The sequence below is a fragment of the Microbispora amethystogenes genome (assembly GCF_016863015.1).
Classification (GTDB): domain Bacteria; phylum Actinomycetota; class Actinomycetes; order Streptosporangiales; family Streptosporangiaceae; genus Microbispora; species Microbispora amethystogenes.
In genome coordinates, this window is sequence record NZ_BOOB01000021.1 from 38,158 (window position 1) to 54,978 (window position 16,821).

Annotated in this window: 14 protein-coding genes; 10 read left to right on the forward strand and 4 right to left on the reverse strand. The window is 72.0% G+C overall.

The features are described 5' to 3' along the window. Nucleotides 1-8: 8 nt before the first annotated feature. Entirely contained in the window at nt 9-1,043 is a 1,035-nt protein-coding gene (locus Mam01_RS16025) for an aldo/keto reductase (protein ID WP_204286121.1), read from the forward strand. Nucleotides 1,044-1,047: 4 nt separating this feature from the next. Beyond that, nucleotides 1,048-2,136: a winged helix DNA-binding domain-containing protein gene (locus tag Mam01_RS16030; RefSeq protein ID WP_204286122.1), complete on the forward strand. Its 1,089-nt coding sequence runs from the start codon at nt 1,048-1,050 to the stop codon at nt 2,134-2,136. Between the two features lie 127 nt (nt 2,137-2,263). On the opposite strand, the gene Mam01_RS16035 is transcribed toward Mam01_RS16030, so the two are convergent. The 3 genes from Mam01_RS16035 to Mam01_RS16045 are packed head-to-tail and all read right to left on the reverse strand — an operon-like array spanning nt 2,264 to nt 3,872. Further along, the gene (locus tag Mam01_RS16035) at nt 2,264-2,551 is read right to left on the reverse strand and encodes a DUF1062 domain-containing protein (RefSeq protein WP_307820057.1); all 288 of its coding nucleotides are present in this window, start codon (nt 2,549-2,551) and stop codon (nt 2,264-2,266) included. A 19-nt stretch (nt 2,552-2,570) separates the two neighbouring features. Beyond that, the gene (locus Mam01_RS16040) at nt 2,571-3,314 is read right to left on the reverse strand and encodes a VOC family protein (RefSeq protein ID WP_204286123.1); all 744 of its coding nucleotides are present in this window, start codon (nt 3,312-3,314) and stop codon (nt 2,571-2,573) included. A gap of 21 nt (nt 3,315-3,335) precedes the next feature. Continuing rightward, nucleotides 3,336-3,872, reverse strand: coding sequence for a TetR/AcrR family transcriptional regulator (locus Mam01_RS16045; RefSeq protein ID WP_204286124.1), 537 nt, complete (start codon nt 3,870-3,872; stop codon nt 3,336-3,338). An 86-nt stretch (nt 3,873-3,958) separates the two neighbouring features. On the opposite strand from Mam01_RS16045, the gene Mam01_RS16050 reads away from it, so the two are divergent. The 4 genes from Mam01_RS16050 (at nt 3,959) to Mam01_RS16065 (ending at nt 10,033) form a co-directional block, all read left to right on the forward strand. Further along, complete coding sequence (locus Mam01_RS16050; RefSeq protein ID WP_204286125.1) at nt 3,959-5,143, forward strand: FAD-dependent oxidoreductase; 1,185 nt, start codon at nt 3,959-3,961, stop codon at nt 5,141-5,143. 310 nt (nt 5,144-5,453) lie between these two features. Next, nucleotides 5,454-6,896 carry a rifampin monooxygenase gene (gene rox / locus Mam01_RS16055; protein ID WP_204286250.1) on the forward strand — a complete coding sequence of 481 codons (1,443 nt, stop codon included), beginning with the start codon at nt 5,454-5,456 and terminating at the stop codon, nt 6,894-6,896. A 303-nt stretch (nt 6,897-7,199) separates the two neighbouring features. Then, the gene (locus Mam01_RS16060) at nt 7,200-8,492 is read left to right on the forward strand and encodes a serine hydrolase domain-containing protein (RefSeq protein ID WP_239101342.1); all 1,293 of its coding nucleotides are present in this window, start codon (nt 7,200-7,202) and stop codon (nt 8,490-8,492) included. 317 nt (nt 8,493-8,809) lie between these two features. Continuing rightward, nucleotides 8,810-10,033, forward strand: coding sequence for a coiled-coil domain-containing protein (locus Mam01_RS16065; RefSeq protein WP_239101343.1), 1,224 nt, complete (start codon nt 8,810-8,812; stop codon nt 10,031-10,033). 11 nt (nt 10,034-10,044) lie between these two features. Here Mam01_RS16065 and Mam01_RS16070 read toward each other — a convergent pair whose 3' ends face one another. Next, nucleotides 10,045-11,670, reverse strand: coding sequence for an ABC-F family ATP-binding cassette domain-containing protein (locus Mam01_RS16070; RefSeq protein ID WP_204286126.1), 1,626 nt, complete (start codon nt 11,668-11,670; stop codon nt 10,045-10,047). 113 nt (nt 11,671-11,783) lie between these two features. Here Mam01_RS16070 and Mam01_RS16075 point away from each other — a divergent pair, with 113 nt between their 5' ends. From Mam01_RS16075 to Mam01_RS16090, 4 genes are all read left to right on the forward strand, one after another. Then, nucleotides 11,784-12,512: a TetR/AcrR family transcriptional regulator gene (locus Mam01_RS16075; RefSeq protein WP_239101344.1), complete on the forward strand. Its 729-nt coding sequence runs from the start codon at nt 11,784-11,786 to the stop codon at nt 12,510-12,512. 232 nt (nt 12,513-12,744) lie between these two features. Next, nucleotides 12,745-14,919 (forward strand): RNA polymerase recycling motor ATPase HelR, encoded by a 2,175-nt coding sequence (gene helR, locus Mam01_RS16080; protein ID WP_204286128.1) that lies wholly within the window; start codon nt 12,745-12,747, stop codon nt 14,917-14,919. Between the two features lie 359 nt (nt 14,920-15,278). Beyond that, nucleotides 15,279-15,827 (forward strand): RNA polymerase sigma factor, encoded by a 549-nt coding sequence (locus Mam01_RS16085; RefSeq protein WP_204286253.1) that lies wholly within the window; start codon nt 15,279-15,281, stop codon nt 15,825-15,827. Continuing rightward, nucleotides 15,824-16,810, forward strand: a complete 987-nt coding sequence (locus tag Mam01_RS16090) for a hypothetical protein (protein WP_204286129.1) — start codon at nt 15,824-15,826, stop codon at nt 16,808-16,810. The genes Mam01_RS16085 and Mam01_RS16090 overlap by 4 nt, the downstream gene beginning before the upstream one ends. Nucleotides 16,811-16,821: the final 11 nt, after the last annotated feature.

Below are 16,821 nucleotides of genomic sequence, written 5' to 3' on the forward strand. Positions count from 1 at the left end.
CAACCAGCATGAGAACACGGCCCCTGGGGCGGACCGGAGTACAGGTCAGCGCCTACTGCCTGGGCACCATGATGTTCGGGCGGGTCGGCAACCCCGACCACGACGACTGCGTGCGCATCATCCACCGGGCCCTCGACGCCGGGATCAACGTCATCGACACCGCCGACGTCTACTCCTACAGCGAGACCGAGGAGATCGTCGGCAAGGCACTCGAGGGCCGCCGCGACGACGTCGTCCTCGCCACGAAGGTGAACGGGCCGATGGGCGAGGATCCCAACCGCGCGGGCAGCTCCCGGCGCTGGATCGTCACCGAGGTCGAGCACTCGCTGCGCCGCCTCCGGACCGACCACATCGACCTCTACCAGATCCACCATCCCGACCCCGGGACCGACATCGAGGACACCCTCTCCGCGCTGACCGACCTGATGGCCGCCGGCAAGGTACGCGCCATCGGCACCTCCAACTTCCCCGCCTCCGACATCGTCGAGGCCCAATGGGTGGCCGAGCGACGCGGCCTGGCGCGCTTCCGCACCGAGCAACCCCCGTACTCGCTCCTCAACCGCGGCATCGAACGCGAGGTCCTGCCCGTCTGCGAGCGCTACGGCATGGGCACGCTCGTGTGGGGTCCCCTCGGAATGGGCCTGCTCGGGGGCCGTTACCGCAAGGGCCGTGCGACTCAGGTCCCCGAGCGCCGGATGGCCTGGGTGCCCAGGCACATGACCGACGAACGCACGCTCGGCACCGTCGAGCGGCTCGCCCTGCTGGCCGAGGAGGCCGGGCTCGCGCCGGCCCACATGGCGATGGCGTTCACGGTCGCCCACCCGGGCGTGAGCGCGGCGATCATCGGGCCGCGCACCATGGAGCACCTCGACGACCTGCTGGCCGGGGCCGGGGCCGTGCTCGGGGACGACCTCCTCGACAGGATCGACGAGATCGTGCCGCCGGGCGCCGACATCGGCCCGCTCGACGTGTCCTACGACCCGCCTCCCATCACCCGGCCCGCGCTGCGCCGACGGCCGGCCGGCGAGCGTTCGGCGGCGTGACCCGTTGACCGTACTCGGCACCCGCGCGCTCAACCGCGCCACGCTCGCCCGGCAGTTGCTGCTCGACCGCGCCGGCCTGCCGGTCCTCGACTCCGTCGCGCATCTGTGCGGCCTGCAGGCGCAGGAGCCGCAGGAGCCGTTCGTGGGGCTCTGGTCGCGGCTGCGCGGGTTCGACCCGGCGGCGCTGTCGGACCTGCTGGTCCGCCGTGGTGTGGTGCGCACCCACCTCATGCGCCGCACCGTCCATCTGCTCACCGCCGGCGACGCCCTGGCCTGGCGGGCCCGCCACGACCCCATGCTGCGGCAGCGGGTGCTCGGAACCTACCGCCGCGAGCTCGCCGGGGTGAACCTCGACGAACTCGCGGCGGCGGGCCGGGCGGTGATGGCCGACGGCGAGCCACGCTCGATGGGCGAGCTCGCGAGGGCGCTGGCGGGCCGCTGGCCGGAGCCGGGACCGCGGGCGCTGGGCGAGATGCTGGTCGCCGCCCTCGTCCCGATGGCGCAGCTACCACCGCGCGGGCTGTGGCGCGCGAAGGCCGGGGTGCGCAACCTCCCGCTCTCCGCGTGGCTGGGGCAGGAGATCGACCCACCGGCCGCGGACGGCGCCGATCCGGTGGGGGAGACCCTTGTACGGCGTTATCTCGCCGCGTTCGGCCCCGCCGCCGTGGCCGACCTGCGCGCCTGGTGCGGGCTGGCGGGGCTGCCGGCCGCGGTGGCCGCGATCCGCGGTGAGCTGGTCTCCTTTCGCGACGAGCGGGGCCGGGAACTTCTCGACCTCCCCGGCGCACCGCGCCCCGACCCGGACACGCCCGCCCCGGTACGGTTCCTGCCGGCGTTCGACAACGCGATCCTCGGCTACCACGACCGCGGCCGGATCATCGACGACGCCGACCGCGGGCTGTCGGTCGCCGGCGCCCGCGTGGTCCTGGTCGACGGCCGGGTCGCCGCGACCTGGACCGTCGAGGACGGCGCAGTGATCGTCACTCCGCTGCGTTCCCTCTCCCGAGCCGGCCACGCCGACCTGGCCGAGGAAGGCCGGGCGCTGGCGTCGTTCCTGTCCGACGGCGACAGCGACCGCGTACGGATCCTGTGATCGGCAGGTCGTGCTGACCTGGACACTGTCGCCCGGGCGTGATCAGTGTCGGGGAGAACGTCCGGGTGAAGCCGTGGCGGGCCGGATGGCCCGCCACGGCCACACTCCCTAGTCCCCGGCCATCACGCTAGTCCCCGGCCATCACGGTGAAGGTGAATCCGGTGCTCGTCGTACGGCGCAGCGGAACGTCGCACTTGATCCGGCGCAGCACCTGGTTCCGGCTGAGTCCGAGCCCCTGCGCGATGAGCCGTTCCGGGCGCACCGGTACGGGATCGTCGAAGACGACCTCCACCTGGACCGGCCACGTCTCGTCGTGCCAGGCCGGCGGGGTGTCCAGCCGCCAGGCCCCCGTCCAGTCCAGGGTGAAGCGGTTACGCCGGGCGAACAGCGGACGGTGGCCGTCGCCGGTGGCCACGGTGAGGCGGGGCTCCGCGTCAGCGCGAGCGCAGGACGCAGAACTCGTTGCCCTCCGGGTCGGCGAGGACGACCCACGGGACGTCGCCCTGCCCGACGTCGGTGAGCGTCGCGCCGAGGCCCCTCAGCCGGGCCACCTCCGCCGCCTGGTCGTCACCGGCGTACGGCAGCAGGTCGAGATGGACGCGGTTCCACACGGTCTTCGGACCGGGCGTCGTACGAAGGAACTCCAGGTACGGACCGACACCCTTGGCGGAGCGCAGCGTCGCCTGGTCGTCGGTCACCTCGTGGAGGGTCCAGTCCATCGCCTCGTCCCAGAACCGGGCCATGACCCGGGGGTCCGCGCAGTCGACCACCACCGCGGCGATCGGCCCGGTGTCCCGGTACTTCTCCCGCGGCTCCAGCACGCAGAAGACGTTGCCCTCCGGATCGGCCAGAACCGTCCACGGCACGTCGCCCTGCCCGACGTCCGCGGGCGTCGCACCGAGATCCCGAAGGCGCGCGACCAGCTCCGCCTGGTGGGCCGCAGAGGTGGTGGCGAGATCGAGATGCACGCGGTATCGCACCGTTTCGGGGTCGGGGACGGCGACGACGTCGACGCAGACCGCGGCGGGGTCCGGCCAGACGAAGTCGCCCAACGGTTCGACGTTGGTCACGCCGGGTCCCTCGCTGGAGACGCCCCAGCCGAGCGCCTCCGCCCAGAACCCGCCGAGGGCTACGTCATCCCGAGCCTTGAAGTTCACCTGAACCAGTCGCAGCGCCATGCCGCCCAACCCTATGCCCGTTCACTCGATGAGATAGCGCTGGATCGTGGGGCTCAGCCAGGTGATGAGTTCTTCCTCCGTCGCCGCCACCATCGGCGGAAATTTCAGGATGTAGCGAGACAGGGCCATGCCCAGGAGTTGCGAGGCGACCAGGGACGCCCGCAGGGGAGCGCGCTCCGGATCGCCGGTCAGGCCGAGCACGAGCGGCATGACCTGGCCACCGAAGATCGTCCGCATGCGTTCGGCGGCGGCCTCGTTCGTCACGCCGGTGCGGAGCAGGACCTGCAGCCCTTCGTCGGCCTCCCACTTGCGCAGGAAGTGGCGCACCAGGCCGGCGCCGGCCTCGTCCGGCGCCAGCTCGGGCAGCTCCAGGTCGAACTCGGCCGCGGCGGCGAACAGCTTCTCCTTCGTGCCGAAGTAGCGCATCACCATGGCCGGGTCGATCCGCGCGTCGGCGGCGATGGCCCTGATCGTGGCCTTGTCGTAGCCGTCGGCGGCGAAGCGTTCGCGGGCCGCGGCGAGGATCACTGCCTTGGTCTCGACGGAGGATCTCTTCATGTCAACGATTGTAGGCCAACGCGTGTTGACATTCCAATCGGGACCGGCCTACCTTCATGTCAACAGTCGTTGACCAAGGAGGCGCAATGAACGCCGAAGTGCTCATCGTCGGGGCCGGGCCCGCCGGGCTCACCGCCGCGATCGTCCTGGCCCAGCAGGGCCGGCAGGTCATGATCGTCGATGCGCGGGCGGAGGGCGCCGGCACCTCCCGCGCCGCCGTGGTGCACCCCCGCACCCTGGAGGTCCTGGAGCCGTACGGCGTGGCGGAGCGGCTGGCCGCGCACGGCATCCACACTCCGGTCTTCGCCATCCGCGACCGCGACCGGTTGCTGGTGCCGGTGCCCTTCGACGGACTGCCCACCGCCTACCCCTACACCCTGATGATCTCCCAGGCCGACACCGAGGCCCACCTGCTGGCCCGCCTGCACGAACTCGGCGGCCAGGTGATCAGGCCCGCCCGGGTGAGCCACGTCGAGCAGGACGCCGGCGGCGTCACCGCCACCCTGGACGACGGGCAGCGGATCCGCGCCGCCTACCTGATCGGCGCCGACGGCCTGAACAGCACGGTCCGCGAGAGCGCCGGGATCGGCTTCACCGGCGGCACCTACGCCGAGTCGTTCGTCCTGGCCGACGTCCGCCTGTCCGGCGGGGTGCCGCGGAACGAGGTCATCCTGTACTTCTCGCCCGCCGGGCTGGTCGTCGTCGCCCCGCTGCCCGGCGGCATGCACCGGATCGTCGCCACCGTGGACGAGGCCCCCAAGGAACCCGGCATCCCCTTCGTGCAGCACCTGCTCGACACCCGTGGTCCCGAGGCCGAGCCCGCGCGGGTGCGGGAGCTGATCTGGAGCTCGCGCTTCCGGGTCCACCACCGCATCGCCGACACCTACCGCCAGGGCCGCCTCCTGCTGGCCGGCGACGCCGCCCACGTGCACTCGCCCGCCGGAGGCCAGGGCATGAACCTGGGCATCGACGACGCCGTGCACCTGGGAGAGACGCTGGCCCGGGTGCTCGGCGGCGAACCGGACAGTCTGCTCGACTCCTACGCCGCCACCCGCCGCCCGCAGGCCGAGCAGGTGGTCGCCCTCGCCGGGCGGCTCACGAGGCTGGCCACCGCCGCGGCCGGCCGCCGCGTGCTGCGCAACCTCCTCCTCGCCCTGGCCGGCCGCGTCCCCGCCGTACGCACCCGGCTGGCCTGGCAGCTGTCCGGCCTGAGCAGGCGGGATCCCGCCGGCAGCGGGGCAGCGGAACGGAAGGTCGCGGCGGGGAGGTAGGGAGGAAAAAGGGTTGGACGGGGTGACGCCCGGGCTTGTAGCGTGCACGCGACCGTGACGCCGCCCGAGGAGGTGAGACCCATGAACGCTGTAGCGATGTGGGTGCTCCCCCTTCCCGTCACGGCCGGCGACTGACGTAGGTGTCGCCGGGAGCGCCTCCCCACCAAGGCACTCCCGAAGGGCAACACCTATGCATTCCCAGCACTTCACCACCGAGCCGTCGGCGAACGACACGACCGGGCGCGACCTCACCGTCGGCGACGTCCCCGCGCTCGGGTCGCAGACCTCCGGCGCCGACCGCGCGCCGCTCATGGTCGATGTGATCATCGCCGGGTGCGGGCCGACCGGCGCGATGCTGGCCGCCGAGCTGCGGCTGCACGACGTACGGGTGCTCGTCCTGGAGAAGGAGACCGAACCCAAGTCGTTCGTCCGCATAGTCGGCCTGCATGTTCGCAGTCTCGAACTGATGGCGATGCGCGGACTGCTGGAGCGCCTTCTCCCGCATGGAAGACGGCGTCCGGCCGGCGGCTTCTTCGCCGCCATCGCCAAACCCGCGCCCAAGGACCTGGACTCGGCGTACGCCTATCTGCTGGGCATCCCGCAGCCGGTCGTCGAGCGCCTGCTCGAAGAACACGCCGTAGAGCTGGGTGCGCAGGTCCGGCGCGGTCGCGCGGTCACCGGTCTCGAGCAGGACGACGAGGGCGTGACCGTCGAGCTGGCCGACGGGGAACGGCTGCGGGCGCGCTATCTCGTCGGCTGTGACGGCGGGCGCAGCACGGTGCGCAAGCTGCTCGGCGTCGGCTTCCCGGGCGAGCCCTCGCGGACCGAGACGCTGATGGGCGAGATGGAAGCGGACGCGCCGCAGGAGGAGATCGCCGCCAAGGTGGCCGAACTCCGCGAGATTCACCCGTTCTGGCTCCGGCCCTTCGGCGGAGGGGTCTACAGCGTCGTCGTCCCGGCAGGGGGAGTCGGCGACCGCGCGCAGCCGCCCACCCTGGAGGATTTCAGGCAGCAGCTGCGCGCCGTCGCCGGGACCGATTTCGGCGTGCACTCCCCGCGCTGGTTGTCCCGCTTCGGGGACGCCACCCGGCTGGCCGAGCGTTACCGGGTCGGCCGGGTGCTGCTGGCCGGGGACGCGGCGCACATCCATCCCCCCATAGGCGGGCAGGGCCTCAACCTGGGGGTTCAGGACGCGTTCAACCTCGGCTGGAAACTGGCCGCACAGATCCGCGGCTGGGCGCCGGACACGCTCCTGGACACCTACCAGGCCGAGCGCCGTCCGGTCGCCGAGGACGTGCTGGACAACACCCGCGCCCAGACGGAACTGCTGTCCGCCGAACCGGGCGCGCAGGCCGTGCGCAGGCTGCTCACCGAACTGATGGACTTCGACGAGGTGAACCGCCACCTCATCGAGAAGATCACCGCGATCGGCGTCCGCTACGACTTCGGCGAGGGCCCCGACCTGCTCGGCCGCCGCCTGCGCGACATCGACGTGAAACAGGGCCGCCTCTACGACCTGCTGCACCGCGGCCGGGGCCTGCTGCTGGACCGCACCGCACGCCTGACCGCCGGCGGCTGGTCGGACCGGGTCGACCACCTCGCCGATCCCACCGCGGCACTGGACGTTCCCTGCGTCCTGCTGCGCCCCGACGGCCACGTCGCCTGGGTCGGCGACGATCAGCAGGACCTGGACGCCCACCTCGCCCGCTGGTTCGGCACACCGCTCCTCAAGGCGTCCCCAGCCCCGAAGTAGCCGGATGCGTGATCGGGATCGCGGTTCGTAGTCATCACGGGCGCGTGAGAGTGGGCTGGTCGATCGGGGCTTGTGCTTGATCGTGTTCATGTCGGAGGCGGTCGGGTGGAGGGCGGGTGGGGTGCGTCGGGAGTGGGAGCCGGAGGAGCCGATCGCCGCGTGGACACTGCTGGGCGGCGACTGGGAGCTGGTGCGAAACAAGACGGGCGCCACCCGCTCGGGCTTCGGCCGGACATTGAAGATCGTGCCGCTGGGCCGGGCGGAACGGGACGATCAAGTCACAAGCCCTCTACGGTGGGGCGGATGAGAATGGAGATCGATGAGGTCGGAGGGTGGCTGCGGGAGCGGCTGCCGGGGCTGGCGGAGGAGCACGGGGTGCCGGGGGTGGCGGTCGCCGTCGGCGCCGGGGGGCGGGTGGTCGAGGCGGCGGCGGGGGTGCTGAGCACTGCGACGGGGGTGGAGGCGACGGTCGACTCGGTGTTCCAGATCGGCTCGATCACCAAGGTGCTGACGGCGACGCTGGTGATGGGGCTCGCCGCCGAGGGGCTGGTGGAGCTCGACGCGCCGGTGGGCACGTATCTGCCCGGGTTCCGGGAGGCGACCGTCCGGCAGCTGCTGTGCCACACGGCCGGGTTCGAGGGGGACGTGTTCACCGACACGGGCAAGGGGGACGACTGCCTGGAGAGGTACGTGGAACTGCTGGCCGACGTGCCGCAGATCTTCGAGCCCGGGGAGATGTTCTCCTACAACAACGCGGGCTACAGCGTGCTCGGGCGGATCGTCGAGGTCATGCGGGGCGAGCCGTTCGACCGGTGCATGCGGAACCACCTGTTCGCGCCCCTGGGTATGACGCACGCGGCGAGCGATCCGTACGAGGCGATCCTCCATCGCACGGCGGTAGGGCACCTCGGCGGGCGGCCCGTCCCGGTCTGGGCGATGGCGCGGTCGAACGCGCCCGCCGGGTCGATGCTCGCCATGACCCCGCGCGACCTGCTGGCCTTCGCCCGGGCGCATCTCGCCGACGAGGGGCTGAGGGCCATGCGGGAGCCGCAGGTCGTCCTGCCGGACATCGGCTGGGGAACGGCCTGGGGCCTGGGCTGGGAGCTCTACGACCTGCCGGGCGGCCCGGTGTTCGGCCACAATGGCAACACCATCGGGCAGTCGGCCGTCCTGCGGATCGACCCCGTCCGCGACGTGTCCGTGGCGATCTTCACCAACGGCGGCGACCGCAAGCCGCTGATGAAGGAGATCCTCGGCAGGGTCGTCGGGTCGCCCGCCGAGCCCGTCCCGGATCCCTCGGCGCGTCCGGACGTCAGGCGCTGCGCGGGCGTCTACCTGTCGAGCACGAGCCGGACCACGGTGAGCGGGGACGAACAGGGACGGCTCTTGCTCGAGCACGTCCCCCTCGGCCTCGCGGTGGAGGCCGGCGACGAGCCGTACCGGACGGAACTGCTCAGCTGGCGGGAGGACTCCCTGCTGCCCGCGGAGCCCGGTCACGGGCCTGTCGCGTTTCTGGGTGATGACGGCGAGGGTCGTGCGCGTTACCTGCACACGGGCCGGGCCGACGTTCGTGCGGCCGGACGAATCGAAGCCTGACCATTCGCTGGGCCGGACGAACAACGCCATCCGCTACGTCGGCCTGACCATCAGCCGCATCATCGAGCACAGATCCGGATCCCACCGCCCCACAGGAGCTGGCCGGCCTCCAGAGGCCACGGCGCCACTCCGCCGTGGCCGCAGCTTCAGCGATCTGCGAACGCATAGGGACGTTCCCCGGCGTGGGCGGGCCGCCGAAAAAATAACTTGCGAGAATTACCCATCTCCCAAGTTATCCGTGTGTCGGTGCCGCGCAACTAATCGAGGCTTTCTGTTTTCTGTTTCCAGAAAATCAGAAAATCGGTAAGCTGCCCGTCGTGACGACCTCCGGAACCCCTGCCGTGACCGCTTCCGTGATCACCGCGTGCAAGCACTGCGGGGCGCCGATCGACCAGCCCGTACGGCGGGGCAGGCCGCGGGAGTACTGCCCGGACGGCGACTGCCAGGCGGCGGCGAAGCGGGAGCGGGAGCTGCGCCGCGCGACCCCGGGCCTGGAGGGCGCGCTGGCGCGGGTGGAGGACCTGTACGAGCGGATGGAGAAGGGCCTCGCCGCGGCGATCGACCCGCTGGCGCGGGTGCTGGAGCAGGAGCTGAGCCCGGCGGGGGTGGAGGCCAAGCTGAGCGCGGTCCAGGCGGAGGCGCACACCAGCGTCGCCATCGCCCGCGCCGAGCGGGAGCAGGCGCTGGAGCAGGTGCGCCTCGCCCGGGAGGCCGCCGAGGAGGCGCGGCGGGACGCGGAGGAGGCCCGCCGCCGCACCGACGAGGCCTACACGGAGCGGGACACGGCCTTCGCCGACGCCGAGACCGCCCGCGAGCAGGCCCTCGCCGCGCTGCGCGAGGCGGCCGCCACCGAGCGCCGGATCAGGCAGGAGGCCGATCAGGCGACCCGGCGGGCCGAGCTCGCCGAGACCGCCCGCGAGCAGGCCGTACGCGAGCTCGCCGACCGCGTGGACAAGGCCACGGCCGAGGTGCGGCAGGTGCGGGAACGGGCGGCGCGGGCCGGTGAGGAACGCGACCAGGCCCAGGCCGAGGCGCGGGCGGCGCGGGCGGAGGCCGAGCTGGCCCGCCGCGCGCACCGGGAGGCGGAGCAGGCGAGCGCCGCCGCGCTGGCGAGGGCCCAGTCCGCCGAGTCCGAGCGTGACCGCGCGGTGGCGCGGGCGGAGGCCGAGCGCGACCGGGCCGTCGCCCAGGCCCAGGACGAACGCGACCGGGCGCTGTCACGGGCGCAGGCCGCCGAGTCGGCCCGCGAGGAGGTGGTCGCGGAGGCCGCCCGCCTGCGGGCCGAGGCGGCGCAGGCCGAGGCGCGCGCCCGGGCCGCGGTCGCGGAGGCGGAGCGCGCGGTGGGGGAGTCGCGGTCGGCGGCGGCCGAGCGCGATCGGGTCCAGGCCGAGCTGTCGCTGGAGCTGTCACTGGAACGGGCGCGGCTCGACGACCTGCGTTCGCAGCTCGACGTGGCCAGGTCGGAGGCCGCCCAGCTGCGCGAACGGGCGGTCGCCGCGGAGCTACGGGCCGCCGGGGAGGCCCCGCAGCCGGACCGGTGACCGGGCGCCGATCAGTCCCGCTCGACCCGTGCTTCGTCCCAGACCGGTTCACCGCTCTCGTAGACGGATCCGCCGGCGCCGAAGACGAGGAAGCGGTCGAAGTCGGCGGCGAACCAGCGGTCATGGGTGACGGCCAGCACGGTGCCGGCGAAGGACGCGAGGCCCTGTTGCAGGGCCTCGGCACTGGCCAGGTCGAGGTTGTCGGTCGGCTCGTCGAGCAGCAGCAGTGTCGCCCCCGACAGTTCCAGCAGCAGGATCTGCAGCCGGGCCTGCTGCCCGCCGGACAGGGTCTCGAACCGCTGGTCGGCCGCCGGCGCGAGTTCGTAGCGGGCCAGCGCGGCCATGGCGTCGTTCAAGGTGAGGGCATGCCCGGCCGTGACCAGCTCGGCGGGGGTATGGCCGTCCAGGTCGGGCCTGGCGTGGGTCTGCACGAAGTGGCCGGGCACGACCCGGGCGCCGAGCCGTACGGAGCCGGTGTGGCGCACCGAGGGGACCGCGCCGTCCGCCGCTTCGGCCAGCAGTCGCAGGAAATGGGACTTGCCCGAACCGTTCGACCCCAGGACGCCCACGCGTTCGCCGTACCAGATCTCGACGTCGAACGGCCGCATCAGTCCAGTGAGCTCCAGTGCCTCGCAGACGACGGCGCGTTTGCCGGTCCGGCCGCCGCGCAGCCGCATCCGCACGTTCTGCCGTTTGGGCGGGCGCTCGGGCGGGCCTGCTTCCTCGAACCTCGCGAGCCGGGTACGGGCGGCCCGGTAGGCGGAGGCCAGGGCGTCGTTGTTGGCCGCCGTCTGCCGGAGGGTCTGCACCAGGCGCTTGAGCCTGGTGTGCTCCTCGTCCCAGCGGCGGCGCCGTTCCTCCAGCCGGTCGATGCGGTTCTGGCGGCCCTCGGCGTAGGTGGCGAAGCCCGCGCCGTGGACCCAGACGCCACGCGACTCCACGGTCACGATGCGGTCGGTCGCGTTGGCCAGCAACTGCCGGTCGTGGGAGACCAGCAGCACGGTCTTGGCGGTGCCGCGCAGCCGGTCTTCCAGCCATTCCTTGGCGGGCACGTCGAGGTAGTTGTCCGGTTCGTCCAGCAGCAGGACCTGATCCGGCCCACGCAGCAGCGCCTCCAGGACGAGGCGCTTCTGCTCGCCGCCCGACAGGGTGCTCACCCGGCGTTCCCGGACCGCGTCGTAGGGCAGGCCCAGGGCAGCTGTCGCACAGGTGTCCCACACCACCTCCATGGCGTAGCCACCGGCGTCGGCGTAGTCGCTGATCGCCTGCGCGTAGGCCAGTTGCGTCGTCTCGTCGTCGCGTCCCGCCATCGCCGACTCCGCCCGTCGCACCGCCGCGGCGGTGACGCGGACCCGGTCGGGGGCCACTGACAGCAGCAGATCGTGCAGGGTGCGGTCGTCGCGGACGCTGCCGATGAACTGCCGCATCACTCCCAGCCCGCCCGAGCAGGCCACCCGGCCGTCGTCCGGCCGCAGGTCTCCGGCGATCAGCCGCAGCAGAGTGGTCTTTCCCGCGCCGTTCGGTCCCACCAGCCCGGCCCTGACACCGTCGCCGACGCGGAACGACGCCTCGTGGAGAAGCAGCCGCCCGTCCGGCAGTACGTAGGTGAGCCGGTCCACCTCGACATGTCCCGCCACCGTGTTCTCCCTGCCGGGCGACGCCCTCCAGACCGTTGGTCGGGGAACGGATCATTGATCCGGTCCCCGACCACGATACTAGACTTGCCCGCGCGAGGACGAGGAGAGACGTGGTGGGAACGAAGCACTCAGGATCGCCGGGAGACGTGTGGCTGCGACCGCCCGCGCGGGCGGCGCGCGAAGCGCCGCCGCTCAGCCGCGATCGGATCGTGGCCGAGGCCATAGCCCTCCTGGACGAGGAAGGCGCCGACCGGCTGACCATGCGGCGGCTCGCCGAGCGCCTGGGGACCGGCTCCACGACGTTGTACTGGCACGTGAAGACCAAGAACGACGTCCTCGACCTCGCCCTCGACGCGATCTTCGCAGCGGTCGAGATCCCGCGCGCGGACGGCCAGGACTGGCGTGCCGGCATCACCGCGCTGATCAGCGGGTGGCGTGCCGTCCTGCTGGACCATCCCTGGTCGGCGGCGCTGCTCGGCCGGCCGATGCTCGGTCCCAACGTGCTCGCCCGCAGCGAGTTCCTGTACGCCACCCTGCTGGACGCCGGGGTAACTGAGCCGCACCTGACCGCCGCCGCGTACGGCTTGTCCAACTACGTCATCGGTTCCGCACTCATGCAGGCGACCTGGACGGCCGGGGAAGGGCAGGCCACGCGCGCCGCCGCTCAGGAGCGCTTCCGCGCCGACCGTGACCGGTATCCCGTCCTCGCCGCCCACGGCCCTCTGGCTTCGGACAGCGATTGGGACACCAGCTTCGCTCTCGGCCTCAGCTGGCTCCTCGACGGTGTCCACGCCACCGTCGAGGAGGCATCCAGTCGTGGCCGCGGGTCTTCCGGGAAGTGAGGGAGCCGGCCGCGCGGAGGATGTGCCGCCCCAGCGGGCGTGTACAGACGCGGTCCAGGCGGGTGGAGATCGGTCGGAAAGGGGATCGTCCACTCCTTTCCACTCTCAACCTATAGCGCACCAGGGGCCTTGCCACAAGACCCCGGTCGTGCCGCACAATCGTCGGCCGAGGCCGGGCCCGCGCCCATCGGGGGACGCCGGCGCACCACCGGACCGGATCGGAGCCGATGCCGTGAACCCCTTGACCACCAGCGCGTTCGACCTGCCCCACCACCTGTCCCACAAGGCCGGCCCGGAGCTGATCGCCGAGGACGAGCGGCGCTTCGCGGCCATCGCGGAGAGCCTGCGGCAGTCGGTCGCCGAGCTGTCCGGCCGCCTCGACGCCGAGCGCAGGGCGCCCGGCGGCGAGGGCCGGGAGGCGCTGGACCGCGACCTGGAGATCCACCGGCTGACCGCCCGCCTGCGTACGCTGCGCCGCTTCGGCCTGGACCTGTGCCTCGGGCGCATGGTCGGCGCGGACGGCTCCGAGCCCGTGTACGTCGGGCGGCTCGGCCTCACCGACAGCGCGGGCCGCCGGCTGCTGCTCGACTGGCGCTCTCCCGCGGCCGAGCCGTTCTTCGGCGCCACTCACGCCAACCCGATGGGGCTGGCGAGCCGCCGCAGGTACCGCTGGTCCGGAGGACGGGTCAGCGACTACTGGGACGAGGTGTTCACCCCGGACGGGTTCGAGGGGAACGCCGCGCTGGACGACCAGTCCGCGTTCATCGCCAGCCTGGGCGGCAGCCGGTCGTCGCGGATGCGGGACGTGCTCGGCACCATCCAGGCCGACCAGGACGCCGTCATCCGCGCGGGATCGCACGGCGCTCTCGTCGTCGACGGCGGCCCGGGCACGGGCAAGACCGTCGTCGCCCTGCACCGCGCGGCCTACCTGCTGTACGCCGACCCCCGCCTGGGTCACCGCCGGGGCGGCGTGCTGTTCGTCGGCCCGCACCAGCCCTACCTCGCCTACGTCTCCGACGTCCTGCCCAGCCTCGGAGAGGACGGCGTACGGACCTGTACCCTGCGGGACCTGGTCGCCGAGGGGGCTGCGGCGGGGGTGGAGACCGACCCGGAGGTGGCCCGCCTGAAGTCGTCCGCCCGCCTGGTGGAGGCGATCGAGCCGGCCGTCAGGTTCTACGAGAACCCGCCGGCCACGGGGATGACGGTCACGACGCCGTGGTCGGAGGTCTGGCTGAGCCCCGACGACTGGGCGGAGGCGTTCGAGGCGGCCGAACCCGGCATCCCGCACAACGACGCGCGCGACCTGATCTGGGAGGAGCTGCTCACGATCCTGGTGGACCGCCACGACGGCGACGCACCGCCCGACCTCGTCCGCCGGGCGCTGCTGCGCGACAGGGAGCTTCTCACGGTCTTCAACCGGGCCTGGCCCCTGATCGAGGCGGCCGACCTCGTCGGCGACCTGTGGTCGGTGCCCGCCTACCTGCGGATGTGTGCTCCCTGGCTCAGCGTGGAGGAGATCCGCGCGCTACGGCGCGCGGACGCGCAGGCCTGGACGGTGTCCGACCTGCCGCTCCTGGACGCGGCGCGGCAACGGCTCGGCGACCCGGAGGCCGCGCGCCGCAGGCGCCGGAACGAGGCCGCCGTCGCCGCCCAGCACGAGCACATGAACCGGGTCGTCGAGGACCTGATCGAGGCCGACGACTCCGAGATGCTCGTGATGTCGATGCTCCGCGGGCAGGACATGCGCGACGCCCTGGTCGACGAGGCCGCGCTGGCCGCCGGCGACCCCGACCCGCTCGCCGGCCCGTTCGCGCACATCGTCGTGGACGAGGCCCAGGAACTGACCGACGCGGAGTGGCAGATGCTGCTGCGGCGCTGCCCGTCCCGGAGCTTCACCGTCGTCGGGGACCGCGCCCAGGCCAGGCACGGGTTCACCGAGTCGTGGCGGGAACGGCTGGAGCGCATCGGGTTCGACCGGATCACCCTGGCCTCCCTGAGCATCAACTACCGGACGCCGGAGGAGGTCATGGCGGAGGCCGAGCCGGTCATCCGGGCCGTGCTCCCCGACGCGAACGTGCCGGTCTCCATCCGCAGCGGCGGCGTCCCGGTCGTGCACGGCCCGGTGTCGGAGCTGGGCTCGGTCCTCGGCACGTGGCTCGCCGCGCACGCCGAGGGGACCGCCTGCGTCATCGGCGACCCCACGTTCGAGGAGACGCCGCGCGTCCGGTCGCTGACCCCGGAGCTGTCGAAGGGGCTGGAGTTCGACCTTGTCGTGCTCGTCGACCCGGACACCTTCGGCGACGGCATCGAAGGAGCGGTCGACCGCTACGTCGCGATGACCCGGGCGACCCGCCGGCTCGTCATCCTCACCGGCCGTTCGGAGAATCTCAGTGATTCTCGTTCCTGATTCATCGGCATCCGCCAGGCCGGAGCCTGGTCTTACCCCGCCTCCACAGGCGTTCGGCGTCTCCGGGGAACTGCCCGGCGACGTGGAACTGCGCGGCGACCTCGCCGAAGCCGAGGTCGGAGATCGCCCCTGGCCATCCGCCGGTTGGCGACCATCCCTGTGACGTTGAGGGTTTCCACCGCGATGGCCCGCTTGGATCTCGCGAGTATCGGTAGTGGTGGCGTGGCCTCTGCGGAGGTGCTCCGGCCCGGAAACGCCGAAGTTGCTTAGATCCACGCGAAATGATGGAGCACCTTTCGCCATGTACGGGAGTGTCCGCGTTTCGTACTGACGAAGGAGATCAGCCATGGGAATTGCTCGTGGATGACGATGGGGTGGCCAGGTTCGAGGCCCTCTACAGGGAGACATACGACCAGATCGCGGCCTACGCCGCGCGCCGCTGTGACTTCCCACAGGACGCGGCCGATGTCGTGGCGGAGACCTTCACCATTGCCTGGCGCCGGGTGGCCGACCTGCCACCAGGGCATGAGGCCAGGCTCTGGCTGTATGGCGTAGCGCGCAAGGTGCTGGCCGACCACCGCCGGAGCGCGGTCCGACAGCGGCTGCACAGCGTGGAACTGGACGCGGAGATGGCCGATCTTTACGCGAACTCCCCTGACAGCGGCATTGAGCTGAGCGTGATCAGCACAGTGTTTCGGAGCCTGTCCGACAACGACCGTGAACTTCTTTCGCTGGTCGCCTGGGAGGGCCTGGGGCACGAGGAGATCGCCGCGATGCTGGGACTGTCCCGCAACGCCATGCGCATCAGGCTGTATCGCGCCCGCAAGCGCTTCTCGCGCGCACTTGACGAAGCCGGTGTCCCGTCTACAGCAAAAAGCCGGGCGATTCCGGCGGGGAGGTCGCTATGAGGAACGTCGATGAGGTCAACGAACTGCTGAGGCCCCTGGCCCGGGTCGAGCCCGGACAGCCGGACAGCCGCGCGTCCGGGACGGGGGCACGGGCGTTGCTGGCCTCGATCACCGCCCAGGAACCCGGCGTCGTTCCGCGAGGGCCGGGTCGTGCCCGCCGGCACACTCTGCACGGCCCTCGTCGTCTTGCGTTGGGCGTGACCGCAGCGGTCGCGCTCGCAACAGGCATCGTGGTGGGTCCGAGCCTGCTGGGCGGACGGGGCGCAGCGGTCTCCTACGCCAACTCCGCGATGGAGATCCACCTGGAAGGCGACCAGTACGTCGCCCGCATCAAGGACCCGTTCGCCGACCACGACAAGTACACCCAGGCGTTCCACGCGGTCGGCCTGAACGTCGACCTGCGCCCGGTGCCGACCTCGCCGAACGGCGTGGGGAAGATCCTGGGGATGATCATCGCGGACCGCGGCTCCTCCCGTCCTGACCCGGAAGCTACGCCAGATCCCTCCGGCCCCCGGTTCAACGGTGTCCCCCTCTCAATGGAGACGACGCCCAGAGGATGCCAGCCGGGACTGGACGACCACTGCATCATGGTGATGCGAATCCCCGCCGGTTTCACCGGTGACGTAGACGTCAGGCTGGGACGCCAAGCGAAGCCAGGGGAGGAATACGCGAACTTCGACTCGGCCATGGCGCCAGGCGAGATGTTCGACGGGGTTCGGCTGCGAGAGGGGCGTCCCGTGGCCGACATCCTGGCCGAGGCGCGCAAGCGTAACCTGACTGTGGTGTTCAGCCTCATTCGGATGGATGCGAAAACGGGCAGCATGTCATCCTTCGACCCGCTGCCTGCGGACCGGGTCGGGCCCGGCTGGATCGTCTGGAACGCGTGGCAAGTGAAGGCCGGCGTGATCCGGCTGCTCGTTACACCCGACCGTCTGCCCGAGAACCCGTTCTACAACGGAAGCGCGCCACCGCCCGCCTCCTGATCGGGCGCGCG